This is a genomic window from Streptomyces bottropensis ATCC 25435 (genome assembly GCF_000383595.1).
Classification (GTDB): Bacteria; Actinomycetota; Actinomycetes; order Streptomycetales; family Streptomycetaceae; genus Streptomyces; species Streptomyces bottropensis.
This window is the reverse complement of the sequence record NZ_KB911581.1, coordinates 646,302-668,839: the sequence shown is the minus strand read 5'-3', so window position 1 is coordinate 668,839 and position 22,538 is coordinate 646,302. Positions and strand designations below refer to the sequence as shown.

11 protein-coding genes and 1 tRNA gene are annotated in these 22,538 nt (G+C 71.5%); all 12 read right to left on the bottom strand.

Features of this window, described 5'->3' with window-relative positions:
- Positions 1 to 16: 16 nt before the first annotated feature.
- The 12 genes from STRBO_RS0102970 to STRBO_RS0102915 all read right to left on the bottom strand — a co-directional run bounded on the left by STRBO_RS0102970 (position 17) and on the right by STRBO_RS0102915 (position 22,479).
- On the bottom strand, positions 17 to 1,951 hold the full coding sequence (locus STRBO_RS0102970; RefSeq protein WP_020113756.1) for a right-handed parallel beta-helix repeat-containing protein: 1,935 nt from the start codon (positions 1,949 to 1,951) through the stop codon (positions 17 to 19).
- On the bottom strand, positions 1,948 to 3,201 hold the full coding sequence (locus STRBO_RS0102965) for a glycosyltransferase family 2 protein (RefSeq protein WP_020113755.1): 1,254 nt from the start codon (positions 3,199 to 3,201) through the stop codon (positions 1,948 to 1,950). The genes STRBO_RS0102970 and STRBO_RS0102965 overlap by 4 nt, the downstream gene beginning before the upstream one ends.
- Positions 3,202 to 4,607: 1,406 nt before the next feature.
- Positions 4,608 to 4,684: transfer RNA gene (locus tag STRBO_RS0102960), tRNA-Thr, on the bottom strand.
- Between the two features lie 134 nt (positions 4,685 to 4,818).
- Positions 4,819 to 6,405: an alpha/beta hydrolase gene (locus tag STRBO_RS0102955; RefSeq protein WP_020113754.1), complete on the bottom strand. Its 1,587-nt coding sequence runs from the start codon at positions 6,403 to 6,405 to the stop codon at positions 4,819 to 4,821.
- 246 nt (positions 6,406 to 6,651) lie between these two features.
- Positions 6,652 to 7,857, bottom strand: a complete 1,206-nt coding sequence (locus STRBO_RS0102950) for a DNA polymerase III subunit delta' (protein WP_020113753.1) — start codon at positions 7,855 to 7,857, stop codon at positions 6,652 to 6,654.
- Between the two features lie 165 nt (positions 7,858 to 8,022).
- Complete coding sequence (gene tmk / locus STRBO_RS0102945; protein ID WP_005475912.1) at positions 8,023 to 11,346, bottom strand: dTMP kinase; 3,324 nt, start codon at positions 11,344 to 11,346, stop codon at positions 8,023 to 8,025.
- Between the two features lie 258 nt (positions 11,347 to 11,604).
- Entirely contained in the window at positions 11,605 to 14,481 is a 2,877-nt protein-coding gene (gene topA, locus STRBO_RS0102940) for a type I DNA topoisomerase (RefSeq protein ID WP_005475914.1), read from the bottom strand.
- A gap of 308 nt (positions 14,482 to 14,789) precedes the next feature.
- Entirely contained in the window at positions 14,790 to 14,987 is a 198-nt protein-coding gene (locus STRBO_RS0102935) for a hypothetical protein (RefSeq protein ID WP_020113751.1), read from the bottom strand.
- A 99-nt stretch (positions 14,988 to 15,086) separates the two neighbouring features.
- Complete coding sequence (locus STRBO_RS0102930; RefSeq protein WP_005475916.1) at positions 15,087 to 17,318, bottom strand: serine/threonine-protein kinase; 2,232 nt, start codon at positions 17,316 to 17,318, stop codon at positions 15,087 to 15,089.
- A 271-nt stretch (positions 17,319 to 17,589) separates the two neighbouring features.
- A complete protein-coding gene (locus STRBO_RS0102925; protein WP_005475917.1) occupies positions 17,590 to 19,122 on the bottom strand; it encodes a DUF7059 domain-containing protein in 1,533 nt (510 codons plus the stop codon).
- 116 nt (positions 19,123 to 19,238) lie between these two features.
- Positions 19,239 to 19,844: a hypothetical protein gene (locus STRBO_RS0102920; protein WP_005475918.1), complete on the bottom strand. Its 606-nt coding sequence runs from the start codon at positions 19,842 to 19,844 to the stop codon at positions 19,239 to 19,241.
- A 229-nt stretch (positions 19,845 to 20,073) separates the two neighbouring features.
- On the bottom strand, positions 20,074 to 22,479 hold the full coding sequence (locus STRBO_RS0102915) for a sodium-translocating pyrophosphatase (RefSeq protein ID WP_005475919.1): 2,406 nt from the start codon (positions 22,477 to 22,479) through the stop codon (positions 20,074 to 20,076).
- Positions 22,480 to 22,538: the final 59 nt, after the last annotated feature.

Below are 22,538 nucleotides of genomic sequence, written 5' to 3'. Positions count from 1 at the left end.
GGGCGGGGACGCGTCGTCAGCGGGGCGGACGGGCGGCTGGGACGGACTGGGGAGTCAGAGCCCGCAGGGCGGCGGTCTCTTCGTCCTTGGAGAACCAGCTGCGGTCGGGGTTCTGCCGCAGGGGCACCTCGACGACGGACGCGCTGTTGCTCACCGACTTCTTGTCCGCGTACGGGTGCACACCCAGCCGCCCGCCGCCGCGACGGCCGCCTCGGCGGCTCTGGCGGCGGCCCAGCACGGCCGAGACCAGGATGAGCAGCAGGATGAACGCCCAGAGCAGCGTCATCGGGCTCGCGTAGTGCCGGAACTTGACCCAGAAGGAGCTGGTGTCGTGCCAGGCGAACGTCTGGTTCTGCTTGACGGCGATGTCACCGTGGGCCCGGGTGGTGTCCACGGCGCTCGGGCCGACCCCGGAGATGACGTTGTAGGTGATGATCGACTCCGAGACCCCGCCGACCATGGTGATGCCGTGGTTGGTGCCGTCCTGGATCGTGTTGCCGCGGATCTCTCCGACCGAGTCCCGTATGTAGATACCGGTCTCGGTGCCTTCGACGATGTTGCCGGTGATCGTCGCGGCGGTCACTCCGTCGCGCACCGAGATGCCCTGCCGTGACTGGCCGGTCAGCCGGTTGCCGGTGATGGCGACCTTGGTGGCGTCCTTGCGGGCCACGATGCCCATGTCACCGCCCTCGACCCGGTTGTTCTGCACCCCGACGTCCTTGCCGCCGAAGATCTCGATGCCGTAGTGGCCGTTGTCCGTGGCGATGCTGTCGGACACGGAGTTGGAGCCGTAGCTGCTGATGGACTCGCCGGACGCCGAGGGTCCGCTGGCGAGCGGCCGGCCGCTGAGCGTGAACCCGTTGCCGCCGTTGCCCTCGGCGGTCGAACCGCTGACCCGGACCTGCTCGGTGGCACGGGCCAGCACGAACCCGTCGCCGCCGTTCTCCTTGGAGATGGTCCGCTCGACGACGGCGTTGGTGACGAACCGGTGCAGGACCACGCCGTGTTCGAGGCTCCGCCGGACGGTGCTGTCGCTGATGCTGACGCCGTTGGCACCGGAGAGGAACAGCCCGTAGGCGTTGCCCGTGAGGGTGGAGTGACCGATCTCCGCGGAGACGTAGGAGAGGCTGGGCACGGAGAACCGGGTGTCCGGCGTGGCCAGCGAGCCCGAGGGCTGCGCCACGACGCCGCCGCTGCCGGCCTTGGTCCCCGGCGACACCGTCGAGTCCTCGATGTTGCCGGTGTCGGGGCGGTCGGTCCCGGTGAGGCTCAGTCCGCCGGTGCGCCCGCTCCAGAAGCCGAGATCGCCGACCTTGGCGTACTTCATGGAGAACTGGCCGCCGATGGCGCGGATGTAGGCCCGGCCGTCCCGTACGTCCCTGTCCGGCTTGTTCTTCTTGTCGTTCCAGCTCGTGATCCGCAGGGGCGCCTGCGGGGTGCCCTCCAGGGTCAGCCGGCCGCCGAAGGAGACGATGCTGACGAAGCCCTTGTTGCTGCTGGCCATCCGCAGCGTCAGTCCGCCCGGGTTGGACAGCTTCAGCTTGGCGCCGGCGTTGAGATAGATGTTCTCGGTCAGCAGGTAGGCGCCGTCCGGCTGGCGGACGAAAGTCTGCGGAGCCAGTTCCAGCAGGTCCGAGACGGTGTAGGCGTTGCTGCGCTCGGTGAGGACCAGCGTGTAGCCGTCGCCGGTGTCCAGCCGGTACGGCGCCTTCCACTCACCGCCCTTGAGGGGGGCGACGGCGGCGACCGCGCGGACCTGGTCGAGGCGGTGGTCCTCGGCGGCCACGAGCGCGGTCTCGTTCTCCGCGTCGGCGGCGTTGACCTGTGGCTTGTCGTCCCCGTCCGCGGCCGGGGAGACGGCCGCGCAGGCGAGGACCAGACCGGCGGCGAGGGGCAGCACGACCGCGCCCCTGAGTGTCGCCCGGACGGCGGAAAGTCGGTGACGCGTCATGACTGCTGAACCTCCGGCCACGTGGACGCGGTGACCCGCGTCGTGCTCCCCAGGGAGGCGGAGTCCTGTCCCTCTCCACCGATACGGTCGCTGGTACGGGTCAGCCAGCCCTGCTTGTTCATGGTGATGAAGGCGAACAGCTTGATCGGCAGCGAGATCATGATGACCACGAGGGCGAGCAGCGGCAGCAGGAGCAACTCCTGCGGGTGCTTGCGCAGATGCGAGTAGCCGCGGATGCCCCGCCCGACGAGCAGCCAGACCAGGACGAGGAACACGCCCCGGCCGGTCAGCTCCAGCCGGCTGAACAGCAGGTACCCGAGCGCCATGCCCATCGTCACCGGCGTCAGCAGGATCTGCAGCACGGTGATCTTGGTGACCAGGGGGACGCGCCAGAGCCAGCCCTTGTAGAGGGCGGTCAGATAGCAGCGGTAGGAGTTCCGGCTCCAGCGCACGCGCTGCTTGACGAAGGCGCGGAACGAGGAGGGGAACATCGATATCGCCCGCGCCGAGGACTGGTGCACGGTCTTGTAGCCGGAGGCCAGCACCAGCCAGGTCAGCCGCCCGTCGTCACCGGCCACGCAGCGCCGGCCCAGGAAGAACTCGTTCTCCAGGTTCTCCAGGACGGGCTCGATCGCGGCCCGCCGATAGGCCGCCGTACGACCGGACAGGCAGGCCACGGCGCCGGCGCGGCCCATGGCCGGCACGTAGTCGTAGTAGCGGAGATTGACCAGCCAGTCGGCGATGCGCCGCCAGACGCTGGTCCGGCGCTGGTAGACGTTCTGCTGGGTGCCCACACCGCCGACCTCGGGGTCGACGAAGGGCATCTGGACGGCGGCCAGCAGCCCCGGCTCCCAACGGGTGTCCGAGTCCACGAGCACGACGAGCTCACTCGTCGCGGCCCGGATCCCCACCCCGAGCGCCGACCGCTTGCCGCGGTGCTCGAACGCCAGCACCCGCACCCGCGGGTCCTTCACCTGCGACAGCCTGCGCAGGACCTCGGTGTCCTCCACGTCCGGCACGATGATGACCTCGGTGGGGCCCTGCTCCAGCCAGGTGTCGAGGCAGTCCAGCAGGATGCTCGCGTCCTCCCGGTAGGCCGGCACCACCACGGAGACCGTGGTCCGGTAGTTGTTCACCACCGGCTTGGCGAACCGCGAGAGCACGGCCCGATAGAGCCACAGGCCCCAGACGAAGGCGCCGGCGATGCCCAACGGCATCAACTCACGCCACGATGTCTCGGCGGTCGCCATGACTATCCATGACCAGACATCGTCGAAGAAATCCGACACGAACCCAGAACCCCCAGCCGGAGCCTTGCCCAAACACGTGGACGAAATGTGCGACGTTCGCGGTCTACGCGGGGAAATCTAGGGCCGAATCGGCCCCTCTCGACACACGAGAAACACAGAGTTCACCTGTCGAAGTCACGAAAGCTCCACAGAGTGAATCCGCATCAGCGAACAGCACACGCTGTCCTACCCCCGCACCAGGTCGGCCCGACTGCCCTCACGCCTCGCCAAGTCTCTTCATCAGCAAAGCACTTGAGGACATCCCCGATCAGAAACCGACCGTGTCAGGACACTGTGCCTCCCGCTCCCCAAATCCTTCGCACAAACAAAGCGAATGTGACACACATCACCCGCACCATAATAGCTCCAGCGAACGTACGCCACATCCACCTCACCCGTTCGTCACCTGAGACACCGGCGCCCCGTACGACAAGTGGCCGCCACCACGCCCCCCGAGCCCACCGGAGGACGGCGAACACCTCCTCGACACACCCCACCCCCCACCCGAACCCCCAAGCCGGTCCGGGCACTTGACCGAAGCCTCTACATTCCCGACATTCACCACCGCCCACGACCCCGGCGCGAACACACGGACCGGCAGCCACGAGAGCCACGCCACGCACCACCACCGAGCGACCGGATGCGAGTTACGGAGGAGCAAATCGGGCCGCGATGAACGCTCTTGCGGTCAGCCGCTCGTCGTCGATCACACAGCGCAGTGAATCGACGCGTGACAGATCACCGGCAAGGGGCCTGCGTTCGTCATGCAGCAGCACATCGCACGCTTCACCACGGCTCTGGCCGCCGCAGGAGCACTTGCCCTCACCACGCCGACAGGTCGCGTTCGTCGGAGCGATGAGCAGCGGCTTCTACAACGGGCGCATCGACTTCACGTACACCGACACAAGCAATCGGCCCTATAGCACCGTCTCGGGGCAAGACGCACAATGAGTGCGAGATCGACCTAATGCGGGACAACTCTTCCCAGGCTCAGCCTCGTTACGGCAAGGCGTGCGCCCACCTCCACGTCCACGGCGGGCGGCGCGTGAGCCGGTGTCACCACATCACTAAGTGAGTTGTTCATGATCGAGCAGCAACATGGCGCCAGGGGTCGAAGAGGCGGCGCCGCCGCGCCAAGGTCGCAGCGTTCCTAGCCGGCTTCGCCGCCACCCTCGCCTTCCTCGCGCTCTTCCCGGGCCTGCCCCACGTCATCGACTGGGGAGCGATTCTCGTGTCCCTCGCGGTGGGCGGACTCGCGCAATGGGGTTGCCACTCCTGGGCGACGAGAAACGCGACCGAGAAGCCCGAACGCGAGTGCTCGCCGCAGACAGGAAAACCCCCAGATCAGATTCGACCTGGGGGTTCAATGGAGCCGCCTTCGGGATTCGAACCCGAGACCTACGCATTACGAGTGCGTTGCTCTGGCCATCTGAGCTAAGGCGGCGCGCTGTCCGCACTATGGTGCGATCAGCAACGTCGGTAAGTCTACACAGTTTCCCGGGAGCTCCGAACCAGGGATCGGAGCTCCCGGCGACGGGTTCGGTACAGGCCCGGACGGGCCGTCGCGGCGGGCCGGGTTCAGGGCGCTGAGCAGCGCTTTCCGTCCGTGGGGGGCGTGCCGCGGAGCAGGTAGGCGTTGATCGTGGAGTCGATGCAGGCGCTGCCGCGGCCGTAGGCCGTGTGGCCGTCGCCGTCGTAGGTGAGGAGGCGGGCGGAGGAGAGCTGGGAGGCGAGCGCACGGGCCCAGCGGTAGGGGGTCGCGGGGTCGCGCGTGGTGCCGACGACGACGATCGGGGCGGCACCCTTCGCCTCGATGCGGTGCGGTCCGCCCGTCGCCCGCACCGGCCAGTACGCACAGTTCAGGGAGGCCCACGCGAGGGCCCGGCCGAACACCGGGGACGCCTTCTCGAACTTGGGGAGGGCCCGTTCGACCTCTTCGGGGCTGTCGTAGGCGGCCGGGAGGTCGAGGCAGTTCACGGCCGCGTTGGCGTACATCAGGTTGGAGTAGGTGCCGCCGGGGCCGCGTTCGAAGTAGCTGTCCGAGAGGGCGAGCAGGCCGGCGCCGTCGCCCTTCCCGACCGCCTCGGTCAGCACCTGGCGCAGCCGCGGCCACGCCCCCTCGTCGTACATCGCCGCGATCACCCCGGTCGTGGCCAGGGCCTCGCCGAGGCGCCGTCCGTCGGCGTCACCGGTCCGGAGCGGCCGTGTGTCCAGCCGCTCGAAGAACGCGCGCAGACGGTCGCCGACCTGCGCGGGCGTGCGCCCCAGCACACAGTCCTTCCGCCCCACGCAGTCCTTCGCGAAGGCCTGGAAGGCCTTCGCGAAGCCGGCCGTCTGCTCCTGGTTGAGCCGGTGGGCGGGCAGCGAGGGGTCCAGCGCGCCGTCCAGCACCAGTCGGCCGACGCGCTTCGGGAACAGCTCCGCGTACGTCGCCCCGAGGAACGTGCCGTACGAGGCGCCCACGTAGGTCAGCTTCTCGTCGCCCAGCACACCCCGCAGGATGTCCATGTCCCGGGCCGCCTCGACGGTGGAGACGTGCCGCAGCAGCCGCGGCGCCCGCTGCCCACACCCCTCCGCGAACCGCTTGTACGCCGCGACCAGCTTCGCCGTCTCCCCCGTCCCGTCCGGGGTGAGGTCCGTCTGCGTGTACGTGTCCATCTGGCGCCCGGTGAGGCATTCGACCGGCTCGCTGCCGGCCACGCCCCGCGGGTCCACCGCCACCATGTCGTACCGCGCCCGTACCTCGGCCGGGTAGCCGATGCCCGCGTACCCCTGCACGTACCCGACCGCCGACCCGCCCGGCCCGCCGGGATTGACCAGCAGCGAGCCGAGGCGCTTCCCGGGGCCCGTCGCCTTCCGGCGCGAGACGGCCAGCCTGATGTCGCCTTCGCCCGGCTTCGCGTAGTCGAGGGGCGCCTTCATCGTGGCGCACTGGAAACCGGCGACCTCGCAGTCGCGCCAGCGCAGCCTCTGCTCGTAGTACGCGGCCGGCACCGACGGTGTCGCCCGGGGCTGCGCGCCCAGGCCGGGCCCCCCGTCCGCCACGGTGGCCGCCGTACGGGAGCCGCCGGAGGAGCAGCCCGCGACGAGCAGCGCGGCGGCGGCGAGCAACGCGCCGCCGACCCTCAGGGACCGGTTCGGCCGGGAAGTACGCCTGGTGTGCATCTCGCGAGCGTAACCAGAACCACTCAATTGATCACGAATGAGAACAAACGCTGCTCGTACGAGTGACGCAGTCAACTGAACGCGCCACACCGGCCGCCCGCCACGACAAGGAGGACGCCGCAGCTCCGTCGTCCCCGTGACGTCCGACGTCCTGCCGCCACCGTGCGGTCTGACATCCCGCCGCCACCGTGCCGTCCGACGTCCTGTCACTCCCGTGACGTCCGACGTCCCCTGCCGCCCCCGACGTCACCCAGCCCGCAGCGCCATCGTCATCGCCTCCACGGCCAGCAGCGGCGACACATTCCTCTCCAGCGCCTCCCGGCAGCCCGCGATCGCGTCGATCCGCCGCAGGGTCGACTCCGGCGTGCCACCCCGCGCCATCCGCTCCAGGCTGTCCCGCACCTCGACGTTGGCGAGCGCGACCCGCGCCCCCATCTGCAGGGCCAGCACATCCCGGTAGAACCCGGTCAGCTCGGTCAGCGCGAGATCCAGGCTGTCCCGCTGCGCCCGCGTGCGCCGCCGCTTCTGCTTGTCCTCCAGGTCCTTCATCACCCCCGCCGTACCGCGCGGCATGCGCCCGCCCTGCGCCGCGCCGAGCGCCGCCTTCAGCTCCTCGGTCTCCTTGGTGTCGACCTCTTCGGCCAGCTGCTTCGACTCCTCCGACGCGGCGTCCACCAGCTCCTGCGCGGCCTTGAGGCACCCCCCGATGTCCTCGACCCGCAGCGGCAGCTTCAGCACCGCGGCCCGCCGCTCCCGGGCCCGCGGGTCCGTGGCCAGCCGCCGGGCCCACTCGATGTGTCCCTGGGTGGCCCGAGCGGCCACCGCCGCCGCCTCCGGCTCGATGCCGTCGCGCCGTACGAGCATGTCCGCCACCGCGTCCACCGACGGTGTGAGCAACCCGACGTGCCGGCACCGCGAGCGAATGGTCGGCAGCACGTCCTCCAGCGACGGCGCGCACAGCATCCACACCGTCCGCGGGGCCGGCTCCTCGACGGCCTTGAGCACCGCGTTCGCCGACTTCTCGTTCAACCGCTCGGCGTCCTCGACGAGGATCACCTGCCAGCGCCCGTTCGCCGGTGAGGTGTACGACTTGCGCACGGTGTCCCGCATGTCGTCGACCAGGATCTGCGCACCCACCGCCGCCACGGTGCTGACATCGGCGTGCGTCCCCACCAGCGCCGTATGACATCCGTCGCAGAACCCGCACCCGGGGCTCCCCCCGAGCGCCCGGTCCGGACTCACACACTGCAGTGCCGCCGCGAACGCCCGCGCCGCGGTCGTCCGTCCCGAACCCGGCGGCCCGGTGAACAGCCACGCGTGCGTCATCCTCGACGCCTCCGGAGGTGCGGTGCCCGTCGTCGCGGCGGTGACGATCGCGTCCGCGTCCCGAGCGGCGGCGTCGAGCTGCGCACTCAGCCGCTCCTGCCCCACCAGGTCGTCCCACACGGCCATGACCCACCGCCCTCCGTCCACGACATCTCTCCGCGCCCCATTGTGCGCGACCCCACTGACAGCCAGGCCCGGTCGGCCCGATCCCCGCCCGGCCCGCATCCGACCCGGCACGGCCCGCGGACGACCAGGCCCCACCTGCGGCTCGGGGTCCGGGCGCGTGTCACCTCACCGGCGTCGCCGCCGCCAGCCCCGCCCCTCGTCGGGGTCCTCCCCGTCGTCCGAGCCCAGCAGTTCGTCCGCGAGCGTGGGCAGGTCGTCCAGCGGGGTCTCCTCGGCCCAGTCCGAGCGGGGTCGCCGCCGCGGCGTCCCCTGCTCGTCGACCTGCGGAAGCTCGCGGGTCCGTCCCTCCGCCCCGTCGGGCGCGGGCCGCTCGTCCCGGAAGTAACCCGGCGGCACCCGGTCCTCCCGCACCGGCGGCAGCACCGCCGTCTCATCGGCGGCTCCCGGAGGCACCGGAGGCACCGGAGGCAGCACCGCGGTCTCGTCCTCCGCCGCCCCCGGACCCGGCACCGGCGGCTTGGGCAACTTCGCCGTCGTCTCGGAGTCCGCCCCACCGGACGAACGCCCCGAACCCGCCGGCCCGTCCCCCCGCACCGGAGGCAGCACGGCCGTCTCGTCCACCGGCCCACCCGACGCGTTCGTCGGCGTCACGACCGGCGTGGCCACCGTGATCGCGTCGTCGCCACCGGAAGGGCCACCGGAAGCCCCACCGGAGCCACGCCCAGCGCCCCGGTCAGCCTCAGCACTCCGCTCGGCCGCGGCGGCCCGCCGGGCCGCCGCGGCCCTCTCCGCCTCCGCCCGAGCCCCCCGCTCGGCCTCGGCCGCGTGCTCCGCCTCGGCACGCTCCGCCGCGACCCTCTCCGCCTCGGCGCGAGCCGCCCGCTCGGCCTCCGCGGCCGCGGCCGCCCGCCGCGCGTCCTCGGCCCGGAGCAGCGCCTCCTCGGCCTTCCGCTGCTTCTCCAGGCGGAGCGCTTCCGCCTCCGCCCGCAACCGCTGCTCCTGCTCGGCCTGCTTGCGGCGCCGTTCCTCCTCGACCCGACGCCGCTCCTCCTCCGCGGCACGGGCCTTCTCCTCCGCGAGGAGCCGCGCCTGCTCCTCCTCGGCACGGCGACGCGCTTCCTCGGCCCGCTGCCGGGCCTCCTCCGCCTGCCGCTCCGCCTCGCGCCGCTGAGCCTCCTCCAGCTCGCGCCGCTTGCGCTCCTCCTCCTCGGCCCGCAGACGCGCCAGCTCCTCCTGGCGCTCCCGCTCCAGCCGCTCCTCCTCGGCCTTGCGCGCGGCCTCCTCCTCGGCCTTGCGCCGCGCCTCCTCCTCGGCCTTGCGCCGGGCCTCCTCCTGCGCCTTCACCTCGGCCTCGGACAGCGGCAGCATCACGTCGAGCCGGGCCCGAACCACGGTCGTCACAGCTTCCGGGTCCTGCGCGGCATCCACGACCAGGTACCGTCCGGCGTCCGCGGCGGCCAGCGTCAGGAAACCCGCCCGCACCCGCTCGTGGAACTCCGCCGGCTCCGACTCCAGCCGGTCCGGCGCCTCGGTGAACCGCTCGCGCGCCGCCTCGGGCGACACGTCCAGCAGCACGGTCAGATGGGGCACGAGTCCATCGGTCGCCCACCGCGAGATCCGGGCGATCTCGGTGGGCGAGAGGTCCCGCCCGGCCCCCTGGTACGCCACGGACGAGTCGATGTACCGGTCGGAGATGACGACGGCACCCCGCTCCAGCGCGGGCCGCACCACGGTGTCCACGTGCTCGGCACGATCGGCCGCGTAGAGGAGCGCCTCGGCCCGGTGGGACAGGCCCGCACTCGACACGTCCAGCAGGATCGACCGCAGCCGCTTGCCCACCGGAGTGGCCCCCGGCTCCCGCGTGACCACGACCTCGTGGCCCTTGGCCCGGACCCACTCGGCGAGCGCCTCGACCTGGGTGGACTTCCCGGCCCCGTCGCCGCCCTCCAGGGCGATGAAGAACCCCGAGGCCGCGGGCGCCTGCGCCGGATCGTCGCCCTTGAGCAACGCGTCGCGCAGGTCCTGCCGGAGCGGCACCCCGGACCGGTCGTCGACCTTCGCCAGCACCAGCGCGGCCACCGGCAGCAGCAGCGCCCCCACCAGCATCAGCGTGAACGCCGCGCCCCCGTGCGCGAACACGAACTTGCCGCTTTCCAGCCGGTGCGGCCCGATGGCGGCGGCGACCAGCGGAGCGACGAGCGCCGCCACAGCCACGAACACCCGTACGACAGCGTGCAGATGCTCGGTGGTCCGGGCCCGCCGGAAGTCCTCGGCCTCCTGGTCCAGCAGCGTGTGCCCGGTGTTCGCGGCGATGCCCGCGCCGACGCCGGCCAGCCCCAGGATCAGCACCACGCTCGTGACATCCGGCGTCAGTCCGGCGGCGAGCAGGGCGACGCCGGTGAAGGCGATCGCGAGAGCGAGCAGCCGACGCCGGGACAGCGAGGGCAGCACGGACGGCGCCCGCCGGATCCCGACGCCCACCCCGCCGGTCACCGCGGCGACGAACAGCCCGTAGAGCACCGGCCCGCCGCCCAGGTCCTTGGCGTGCAGCACGGCGACGGCGACGACGGCGGCGACCGCACCGGCCACAGCACCGCACGCCGGCACCAGCAGCGGGATCGCACCCGTACGGCCCTTGTCCACACCGGTGCCCGTCCTGGGCCGGCGCAGCCCCTCCAGCGGCGACCGCGCGCGCGGGGTGCGCGTCTTGGGCAGTTCGAGGAAGGTCACCAGGGACAGCGAGGCGGCGAACAGCCCGGCGGCGACGTACGCGGCGAGCGCGGCCTGGTGCTGTCCGAACCAGTCGAGGCCCGCGCCCAGCAGGTTGTTGAGCAGCGCCGCGACGACGAGGACGACGGCCGCGAGGGGCACCGCGACGAAGGTCGTACGCAGCGCCAGGCGCCGCAGCGCGTCCATGTGGTCCGGCAGCGGCCGTACGGTCGCGCCCTCCGGCGGCGGCGCGGGCAGCAGCGCGGGTGCCGCGCTCTCCCGGCAGACCGTCCAGAACCGCTCGGCGACCCCGGCCACGAACGCGGTGACCAGCAGCACCGCGAGCGCGTTGTCCGGCGTCCAGTCGATCCACAGGGGCGCGACGATCAGCAGCAGGACCCGTACCCCGTCCGCGCCGACCATGGTCCAGCGGCGGTCGAGGGGCCCCTCCTGCGCGGTGAGCGAGGTGAGCGGGCCGAGGAGCACGGCTCCGAAGAGCAGGGTCGCGAGGGCGCGCGTGCCGAAGACGGCTGCCACCGTGAGCGCGACGCCCCGGTATCCACCGCCGAAGGAGCCCTCGGCGATCGCCGCCTGGAAGGCGAGGAGCACCAGCACGAACAGGGCGAGGACATCACCCACGCCGCCCACGAGCTGTGCGCCCCACAACCGTTTCAGCTGCGGCCGGCGCAGCAGCGCCCGCACGGCGCGCTCCCGGGAGTCGGCTGCCAGGGCGTCATCGAAGGCCGGGTCGTGGGCCGTAGGCTGCTCGGCTCGCATCATGCTTTCAGCCTATCGGCACCCACCGACACGCAGAAGCAGCGCCCGAACGCACGCACGGCGCACGACCAAGTCACACGAAACGCACACATCCGACGAGGGGGAGGCGGGCACTTCCGGCCACCGCCGAGCACGGGCGCGCCCCGTCAGGGGCGCGGGGAACCGCGCGACAAGCCGCAAACAGCCCGCAGCCGCGAACGCACCCACGCGCCCGGGCTGACGCACCCGCGCGCCCTGGGCTGACGCACCCGCACCCCCGAACTACTGGGCGCCGTCCCCGGAAGCCGCAGCCTTCTTCGCGGCCACCTTCTTCGCCGGAGCCGCCTTCTTGGCCGCGGCCGTCTTCGAAGCCGCCGTCTTCTTCGCGGTGGCGGTCTTCTTCGCCGGCGCGGCCTTCTTCGCGGCGGTCTTGGTCGCCGTCTTCTTCGCCGGCGCCTTCTTCGCCGTCTTCTTGACGGGAGCCTTGGCCCGCTTCTCCGCGAGCAGTTCGTACCCGCGCTCGGGGGTGATCGTCTCCACGCTGTCCCCGGACCGCAGCGTCGCGTTGGTCTCGCCGTCGGTGACGTACGGCCCGAAACGGCCGTCCTTCACCACAACCGGCTTCGCGCTGACCGGGTCCTCGCCCAGTTCCTTCAGCGGCGGTTTGGCGGCGGCCCGCCCGCGCTGCTTGGGCTGCGCGTAGATCGCCAGCGCCTCTTCGAGGGTGATCGTGAAGAGCTGGTCCTCGGTCTGCAGCGAGCGCGAGTCCGTGCCCTTCTTCAGATAGGGCCCGTACCGGCCGTTCTGCGCGGTGATCTCCTGGCCCTCGGGATCGGTGCCGACCAGCCGCGGCAGCGACATCAGCTTCAGCGCGTCGGCCAGGGTCACCGTGTCCAGCGACATCGACTTGAACAGCGAGGCCGTGCGCGGCTTGACCGCGTTCTTGCCGGTCTTCGGGGTGCCCTCGGGGAGCACCTCGGTGACGTACGGGCCGTAGCGCCCGTCGCGGGCGATGATCTGATGGCCCGTCGCGGGGTCGGCACCCAGCTCGAAGTCACCGCTGGGCTTGGCGAGCAGTTCCTCGGCGAGTTCGATGCTCAGCTCGTCGGGCGCCATGTCCTCGGGCACGTCCGCCCGCTGGTGCCCTTCCGCGTCCTTCTCGCCGCGCTCGATGTACGGGCCGTAGCGTCCGACGCGCAGCACGATGCCGTCGCCGACGGGGAACGACGACACCTCGCGGGCGTCGATCGCGCCCAGGTCGGTGACCAGTTCCTTCAGCCCGCCGAGGTGGTCGCCGTCGCCGTTGCCGGCCTCGGCCGCCGTGCCGTTCGCACCCGCCGCGACGGGGGCGCCGTCGGGCGCGGTCTCGCCGAAGTAGAAGCGCTTGAGCCACGGCACCGCCTGGGCCTCACCGCGGGCGATGCGGTCGAGGTCGTTCTCCATCTTGGCGGTGAAGTCGTAGTCGACCAGCCGCCCGAAGTGCTTCTCCAGCAGGTTGACCACGGCGAAGCTCAGGAAGGACGGCACGAGGGCCGTGCCCTTCTTGAACACGTACCCGCGGTCCAGGATCGTGCCGATGATCGACGCGTATGTCGACGGGCGGCCGATCTCGCGCTCTTCGAGCTCCTTGACCAGCGAGGCCTCGGTGTAGCGGGCCGGGGGCTTGGTGGCGTGCCCGTCGACCGTGATCTCCTCGGCGGAGAGCGCGTCACCCTCGCTGACCTGCGGCAGCCTGCGCTCGCGGTCGTCCAGCTCGGCGTTCGGGTCGTCGGCACCCTCGACGTAGGCCTTGAGGAAACCGTGGAAGGTGATCGTCTTGCCGGAGGCGCTGAACTCGGCGTCCCGGCCGTCGGAGGTGGTGCCACCGATCTTGACCGTGACGCTGTTGCCCGTCGCGTCCTTCATCTGGGAGGCGACCGTGCGCTTCCAGATCAGCTCGTAGAGCTTGAACTGGTCGCCGGTCAGACCGGTCTCGGCGGGCGTGCGGAAACGATCACCCGAGGGACGGATCGCCTCGTGCGCCTCCTGCGCGTTCTTGACCTTCCCGGCGTACGTACGCGGCTGGGCCGGCAGGTAGTCGGCACCGTACAGCTGCGTGACCTGGGCGCGGGCGGCCTTGATCGCGGTGTCGCTGAGCGTCGTGGAGTCGGTACGCATATAGGTGATGAAGCCGTTCTCGTACAGCTTCTGCGCCACCTGCATGGTCGCCTTGGCCCCGAAGCCCAGCTTGCGCGAGGCCTCCTGCTGGAGCGTCGTCGTACGGAAGGGGGCGTACGGCGAGCGGCGGTACGGCTTGGACTCGACGGACCGGACCGCGAACCGGGTGTTCTCCAGGGCGGCGGCCAGCGCGCGGGCGGCTCCCTCGTCGAGGTGGAGGACGTTCGCGCCCTTGAGCTGCCCGACCGAGTCGAAGTCGCGGCCCTGCGCGACACGGCGGCCGTCGACGGACTGCAGGCGGGCGACCAGGGACGACGGGTCGGAGGCGTCACCGGCGCGGCCGGTCGCGAAGGTGCCGGTCAGGTCCCAGTACTCGGCCGAGCGGAACGCGATGCGCTCCCGCTCCCGCTCCACGACGAGCCGGGTCGCGACGGACTGGACACGGCCCGCCGACAGCCGCGGCATGACCTTCTTCCACAGGACCGGCGAGACCTCGTAGCCGTAGAGACGGTCGAGGATGCGGCGGGTCTCCTGGGCGTCGACGAGGCGCTGGTTCAGCTCGCGCGGATTGGCGACGGCGGCCTGGATCGCGGCCTTGGTGATCTCGTGGAAGACCATCCGCTTGACCGGGACCTTGGGCTTGAGCACCTCCTGGAGGTGCCAGGCGATGGCCTCGCCCTCGCGGTCCTCATCGGTGGCGAGGAAGAGTTCGTCGGATTCCTTCAGGAGATCCTTGAGCTTCCTGACCTGCGCCTTCTTGTCCGCGTTGACCACGTAGACGGGCGCGAAGTCATGCTCGACGTCCACGCCGAGGCGGCGCACCTCGCCGGTGTACTGCTCGGGCACCTCCGCGGCGCCGTTGGGAAGGTCGCGGATGTGCCCCACGCTCGCCTCGACGATGTAGCCGGGGCCGAGATAGCCCTTGATCGTCTTCGCCTTGGCAGGCGACTCGACAATGACGAGTCGGCGGCCGCCCTTCGCGGTCTCGCTGGTCGGGGACAACTTCGCTCTTCTCTCCGGTCGACGCTGGGTCCCCCCAGGCTGGCTTCCCGGGGCGGGGTCCCCGGAGGCCGTTGCCTCGCACGGGGCTCGGCGGTCGGCCCGGGGGTCGGGTCATGCTGACGCTGCGGAGTGTGACGGTACATCCCGCCCCCGTGTCAAACGGGAAAAGCCCGCAACGGCCACTCGAACGGTAACCCGACTACCGCCATTCCTGCCGCCCGGCGTGTGCGGCGACCCGTTCGGGGCCTATGCGGAGCGTCACATCGCGGTTACCCGGCACACCCGTCGCCCCGGCTCCCCGGGCCGGCTCACACGCGGGTGAGGCACCACGCGCCGAGGGCGAGAGCGGTCACCGCCGCCACGCTCGCGAGCGACGCCGACAGCGCGGGACGGACCCCTTGGGCGACCGGCTCGCCCCGGCGCAGCCGTGTCACGGTCCACAGCAGCAGTCCGCCTCCGAACAGGGCGAACACCACCCCCACGAAGATCGCCGGTCCGCTCTCCATGTCCCGTCCTCCCACCCCTCGACCGCCCCGGGAGGGGAGGCTGGCACGGACGGGCGGCGGGCGCGCGAACCCGAGGTGAACGCGAGGCGTACCGTGCCCTCAGACCGAGCCGGGCGTGCGTATCTTCCCGGTCGTCCTCGACACGTCGGCGTTGCGCACCGTGCACACCACCTTGCTGAAGCCCTTCTTCCATTCGTCCTTGTCGGAGACCCATCCCGACACGATCAGGTCAGCGCCGGGCGCCCAACTCGACTCGAACCTGTTGGTGCAGAGCTTTCCGCCCTCGGCGAGGGCGCCGTCGAAGGTCATGTTGGCGGGCGCCTGGACCGATCCGACGACCTGGTCGGTGTGCGCTTCGGCACAGTCGGTCAGCGGGGCGTCGTAGCCCTTGTCCTCGCGGGTGGTGTAGTCCCAGCAGTCCCCGACGGCCATCTGCGTGGGCCACAGGTTCATGCCGACGTCACGGAGCCGGCCCACTTCGCCGCCTATCGGGACGTGCTTGCCGAGGACGAGGCATGCCGTACCGCCCTTGGCCGTGGTGAAGCCCTCCTTGGTGGGGACGAGCGCGTAGACCCCCGCGTCGGGCAGCGCCGCGGCGATCGCGTCCGCCTGGGCGGCGCAGCGCCGCGCGCCGTCGGCCTTCGCGTCGGCGTGGTCCGACGCCCGCTCCACCGCCACGACCTGGCCGTCCGGCCAGTCCTCGCCGCAGTCGACCACGCCGAGGTCGGGCACCGACGTGAACGCCGCGCCCGTCCAGACCGCCTTGACGCAGTCCCCCACCTCCAGCGGCTTCTTGAGGGCCGCCCGCTCCCCGTAGGGGTACTCCGAGCCGGGCTGCGGCCCGCCCGCCTGCGAGGTGTCGGAAGGCTTGGGATCCGGGTCGCCCCGGAAGGTCACCGCGGCCCAGGTCCCGCCGCCCGCCACGAACAGCACGGCGACCACGATCCCGACGATCGCCGCCGCGGGCATCTTCCGGCGCGGCCCACCGGGCGGCGGTCCCCCGGCCGTCATGGTCGGCAATCCCGCGCTTCCCGGGGGCGGCGCCCCGCCGCCGTACGGGGCGGGTCGGCCGCCCCCGTAAGGGTTGTAGCTGTCGTAGGGACTCCGCGGCTGCTGTCCCCGCTGCCACGGGTCGTACGGTGCCGGGCCGCCCGCCGGGGTGTTCGGGGTGTTCGGCGCGGCGGGTGACGCGCCGGGGGTGTGCGGGGTGTACGGCGTGTGGGGCGCCCCGGGGGTGTGCGGGGTGTACGGCGTGTGCGGTGCGCCCGGTGTGTTCGGGGCGCCGCCGAGGCCGTGCTGGCCGGCGGCCACGTACCCGGGCGGCGCGCTCGCCACGTATCCCGGAGGCGCTCCGGCGGTTCCGGGACCGCCGGGCGTACCCGGTGTGCCGGGAGCCGGTCCGAAGGAACCGGGCGCCGGCGCGGGGGCGGCCCCCCAGCCCGGCGGAGTCGGTCCGCCGCCCGCTCCGGAGGTCACCCGTTCCAGTCCGCGTGCCGCCGCCTCCGGCGACAGCCGGCGCACCGGGTCCTTGATGAGCAGTCCGTGCAGGACGGTGGCCAGTTCACCGGCGCGGACGGGCGGCGTCGGCTCCTCCCCGAGCAGGGCCGTGAGCGTCGCGTACTCGCCGTGCCGGTCGAAGGGGCCGCGGCCCTCGACCGCCGCGTAGAGCGTGGCGCCGAGCGAGAACAGGTCGGCGGCCGGGGTGGGCGGCTCGCCCCGAGCGCGCTCCGGCGCCAGGTAGCCGGGGGTGCCGAGGATGCCGGCGGTCGCGGTGAGCCGGGGTTCGTGGGACTCCGGCTGGAGGGCGATGCCGTAGTCGGTGAGCAGCACGCGCGCGTAGAGGTCGCCCGAGGCGTCGGCGGCCAGCAGGATGTTGGCCGGTTTCACATCGCGGTGCAGGATGCCGATCCGGTGGCCCGCCGTGAGGGCGTCGAGGACGGCGAGCCCGATCCGGGCGACCTGCGCGGGCGAGAGCGGTCCCCGCTGGCGTACGACGGCCTGGAGGTCGATCGCGTCCGGCACGTACTCCATGACGATCCACGGCAGGCCCTCGTGCAGCACCACGTCGTGGACCGTCGCCACATGCTGGTGCCCGCGCAGCCGTGCGGCGTGCCGGGCCTCGCTGCGGGCCCGGGCGATGCGCTGGGCGGACTCGGTCGCGTCGCGCGGGACGTCGGGCAGGGAGATCTCCTTCATGGAGACCTCGCAGGCCAACTCCTCGTCGTACGCGAGCCAGACCCGGCCCATGCCGCCCGCGCCCAGGGTGCGCAGGAGCCGGTACCGGTTGTTGATGATCCTGCCCTGGCCCTGCTCCGGCGTATCCCGCGCCATCGCGACCCCCCGATCCCCAGAGACAGTGCGTGCCTCCCCCGAGGACACGTCGAATCCGTCTCTTGAAAATAGCTTCGCACGCACCACTGACAGGAGCCCTTTTACGTATCAATCCAGGCACAAGCAGCACATGCGTCCCAGGAGTTCCCCTACGCCTCACCTGTCACGGGAAGTGGCATCGCGCGGGGCACCAGTACGGTCACCGGACGGTCCGGAAATGGTCACCGGGCGCGCGAGGGCCGTGCGGGAGCGGTGTGGAGACTCCCCGCCCTCACCGGACCGGTTCGAGGAACCCCTGTTCGACGAGCAGCCGGATCTGGCCCGGTGTCCGGTCGCGCAGTGCCACCGCCTCCTCGCCGACGAGCTGGGCGATGGCGTCCAGGATCCGTCCCGCGCTGAGCGTGCCGTCGCACACACCGGCGAAGCCCGCGCCGACCGTGTCCACCTTCGTCGCCCGGCGCATACCCCGGTTCTGACGCAGCACCACATGCTCGGGGTCCTCCGCGCCGGGCAGCCCGACCTGCTCCTGGACGATCTCGGCGGTCAGCCGGAAGTGTGCGGCGAGGAGTGCCGCGTCGTCGTTCGACCGCAGGTAGTCGACGCGCGCGAAGTGCTGCCGCACGGTCTCGCCGAGCGGCTGTTCGACCGGATGCGGCCACTCCTCGACGGTGATCGAGGGTTCCGGGTCCGCGGCCGCCGCCTTCCGCAGAGTGATCCATCCGAAGCCGACGCCCTTGACCTTGCGCGACTCGAACTCGTCGAGCCAGGCGTCGTACCGCGCCCGGTACTCGGCCACGTCACCGCGGTGGTCGCCCGCGTCCCGCAGCCACAACTCCGCGTACTGCGCGACGTCCTGGACCTCCCGCTGCACGATCCACGCATCGCATCCGCGCGGCACCCACGACCTCAGCCGCTCCTGCCAGTCCTCCCCCTCCTCGTGCTGCCAGTTGGCGAGGAATTGCGCGTACCCGCCCTCGTTCAGCCGCTCCCCCGCCTGCGCAACGAGCGTGCGGCACAGATCGTCCCCGCCCATCCCGCCGTCGCGGTAGGTCAGCCGGGCGCCGGGCGAGATCACGAACGGCGGATTGGACACGATGAGGTCGTACGTCTCGTCGGCCCGGACCGGCTCGAAGAGCGAGCCCTGGCGCAGATCGGCTTCCGGGGCCCCGGAGAGCGCCAGCGTGAGCGCCGTGATGTGCAGCGCGCGCGGGTTGAGGTCGGTCGCGGTCACGCGCGTGGCGTGCCGCGCGGCGTGCAGGGCCTGGATGCCGGAGCCGGTCCCGAGGTCGAGCGCGGAGCCGACGGCCGTCCGCACGGTGATCCCGGCCAGGGTCGTGGACGCACCGCCGACCCCCAGCACCACACCCTCGTCCCGGCTTCCGATCCCGCCGGCCCCGCCGACCGCGCACCCCAGGTCGGACACGATGAACCAGTCCTCGCCGTCGGGCCCGCCGTACGGCCGTACGTCGACGGCGGCCGCGAGCTCGTCCCCGTCCGCGTCGGCGCGGACGAGCCAGCCGCTCTCGACGCACGCGTCGACGGGCAGCGCACCCTCCACGCGCGCGCGGGGGACCGCCTGTTGCAACAGGAACAGCCGTACGAGCGCCGCCAGCGCCGTGTCCCCCCGCGTCGCCCTGAGCGCCGGCACGACCTCGCTGCGGGCCAGGGCTGCGTACGCGGACGCGCCGAGCAGTTCGAGAAGCCCGTCGGCGGTGAAGTCGGCGCCGATCAGCGCCTCCCGAAGCCGCACAGCGACGTCGGACCGGTCGGCGGAGGGCAGGGAAGACAGCCTGGAGTCACTCACACCGCCCAGCGTAGTCGCGCACCGCGATCCCGCCCGGCCGTGGAGGACCGTGCCGCCCCGGGCGTCCCTCCGGCCCGGGGCCCGGTCACCCGCGCGGTGCGGAACCCCGCTCGGCGTCAGTTCCCGGAAGCGGGTGCGGACACCGCCCCGGAGGCGGTGGCGGACTTGCAGCTCTGCTGGTCGGCCATCGCCTGACCCACCTCGCCCTTCTCCAGTTCCTTCAGGGCGTCGCTCCCGGTCTTGCTCAGCTTCTCCAGCTCGGTGGCGACACCTTCGAGTCCGTCCGCGAACTTCGCCTGGTCCTTCGTGTTCAGCGCGTCCGACTTCTTCTTCAGCTCGCCGTAGGCCGTCGACAGCTGGTTCAGCTCGGCGACCGCGGCCTTCTGCTTCTTCTCGCCTTCCTCCACATCGGGCACTCCGGCCCGCTGAATGGCCGTGGCCATCGCCTTGTACGCGTCGGAGATGTCCTGGAAGCCCTGCGAGTCGGCCTTCTGCACGTCCGCCGGAGCGCTGTCGTCCGAGGTCTCCTTCTGGATCGAGGCGTTGGCCGCCGCGATCTTCTTGATCTGCGGCTGCACGGAGTCACAGACCTGCTTGGCCCAGGAGTTCAGCTTGTCGTTCGTCTTGTCGTCGCTGCTGCAGCCGGACAGCGCCAGTACCAGTACCGCACCGCCGGACAGTGCGGCAGCGAGCTTCTTGTTCACCGGATTGGTCCCTTCCATGGCTCTCGGCCCCGGAACATACACGCCGTATGGGCGGCAGCTGTGTGCCGAGCACCCCCGGTGCACCCTTTTCTAACCATTTGCACCAAGAGAGAGAAGGCTCACGGAGAACGGCCGGCCTATACGGAAGCGGGCGGCCGGCGCGTCAACGCGCGCCGCCCGCCCGCCCCTTGAGCTGGGCCCTCGCGGGCCCGGTCCAGGACCCGGCCCGAACCCGGTCTAAGACCGTCTACGAAACCACCGCTGGATCCGCCGACTTGGCCACCCGCTCGGCGTTGCCTTCGTCACCCACGGCGATGCCGCGTCGCTTGGACACGTACACCGCCGCGACGATCACGGCGATCGAGGCCACCGCGATGGCGATACGCAGCCCGACGCTCTTGTCCTCGCCGTAGCTGAACTGGACGACCGCGGGCGCGATGAGCAGCGCGACGAGGTTCATCACCTTCAGCAGCGGGTTGATGGCCGGTCCCGCCGTGTCCTTGAACGGGTCGCCCACCGTGTCACCGATGACGGTCGCGGCATGGGCCTCGCTGCCCTTGCCGCCGTGATGGCCGTCCTCGACGAGCTTCTTGGCGTTGTCCCACGCGCCACCGGAGTTGGCGAGGAACACCGCCATCAGCGTCCCGGTACCGATCGCCCCGGCGAGATACGAGCCCAGCGCACCGACCCCGAGCGTGAACCCGATCGCGATGGGCGCCATGACGGCCAGCAGACCGGGCGTGGCCAGCTCCCGCAGGGCGTCCTTGGTGCAGATGTCGACGACCCGGCCGTATTCGGGCTTCTCGCTGTAGTCCATGATCCCGGGGTGCTCGCGGAACTGCCGCCGCACCTCGTAGACCACCGCGCCCGCCGACCGCGAGACCGCGTTGATCGCCAGCCCCGAGAAAAGGAAGACGACGGCGGCACCCGCGATGAGCCCGACGAGGTTGTTGGGCTGCGAGATGTCCATCATCAGGTTCATGGGCGCGCCGTCGCCGGAGACCTTCTCGCCGACGTCGTTCGCGGCAGTGAGGATCGCGTCGCGGTACGAGCCGAAGAGCGCCGCGGCCGCGAGTACGGCCGTGGCGATGGCGATGCCCTTGGTGATGGCCTTGGTGGTGTTGCCGACGGCGTCCAGGTCGGTGAGCACCTGCGCGCCCGCGCCCTCGACGTCGCCGGACATCTCGGCGATGCCCTGCGCGTTGTCGGAGACCGGCCCGAAGGTGTCCATGGCGACGATGACGCCGACCGTGGTGAGCAGGCCGGTGCCGGCCAGCGCCACCGCGAACAGCGCGAGCATGATCGACGTACCGCCGAGCAGGAACGCCCCGTAGACGCCGAGCCCGATCAACAGCGCGGTGTAGACGGCCGATTCGAGTCCGATGGAGATGCCGGCGAGGACGACGGTGGCCGCGCCGGTGAGCGAACTCTTGCCGATGTCCCTCACGGGACGCCGGGTGGTCTCGGTGAAGTAGCCGGTCAGCTGCTGGATCAGCGCGGCCAGCACGATGCCGATGGCCACCGCGAGGACCGCGAGGACCCGCGGGTCGCCGTCGTGGCCCGCGATCGCCGTGTCCGTGACGCCTTCGAGATCGGCGTACGACGACGGCAGGTAGGCGTAGACGGCGACGGCGACGAGCACCAGCGAGATCACCGCGGAGATGAAGAAGCCGCGGTTGATGGCGGACATGCCGCTGCGGTCGGCGCGGCGGGGTGCCACCGCGAAGATGCCGATCATCGCGGTGAGCACGCCGATCGCGGGCACGATCAGCGGGAACGCGAGCCCGGCGTCACCGAACGCGGCCTTGCCGAGGATCAGCGCGGCGACGAGCGTGACGGCGTACGACTCGAAGAGGTCGGCCGCCATGCCCGCGCAGTCGCCGACGTTGTCGCCCACGTTGTCGGCGATGGTCGCGGCATTGCGCGGGTCGTCCTCCGGAATGCCCTGCTCGACCTTGCCGACCAGGTCGGCGCCGACGTCGGCGGCCTTGGTGAAGATGCCGCCGCCGACCCGCATGAACATGGCGATGAGCGCGGCCCCGAGGCCGAAGCCCTCCAGCACCTTCGGCGCGTCGGCCGCGTACACGAGGACCACGCAGGACGCACCGAGGAGCCCGAGCCCCACCGTGAACATGCCGACGACGCCACCGGTGCGAAATGCGATCTTCATCGCCTTGTGCGAGACGGCGGTGAGATCCTTTTCCGGCTCGCCCTCCGCCGGTGTCGCTTCCCGGGCCGCCGCGGCGACGCGCACATTGCTGCGCACGGCGAGCCACATACCGATATAGCCGGTGGCCGCCGAGAACGCCGCGCCGATCAAGAAGAAGACCGAACGTCCGGCGCGCTGATTCCAGTCGTCCGCGGGCAGCAGCATGAGCAGGAAGAACACGACGACGGCGAATACGCCGAGCGTGCGCATCTGCCGTGCCAGATAGGCGTTCGCACCTTCCTGGATCGCCTTAGCGATCTTCTTCATGCTGTCGGTGCCCTCGCCCGCCGCGAGCACCTGGCGCACCAGGACCCCGGCGACGGCGAGCGCGGCCAGCGCCACGAAGCCGATCACCATGACGATGATCCGGTTGTCGTCGGTCAGTACCGCGGCTGCGAGGTCCGCGGACTGGTCAAACCTTTGAGGGGTAGAAAGCCCCGCCATTCGTCCTCCTTGACGCTTGGGCTGAGCTCAAGATGTGGACGGATTGTAGGGAGGAGATC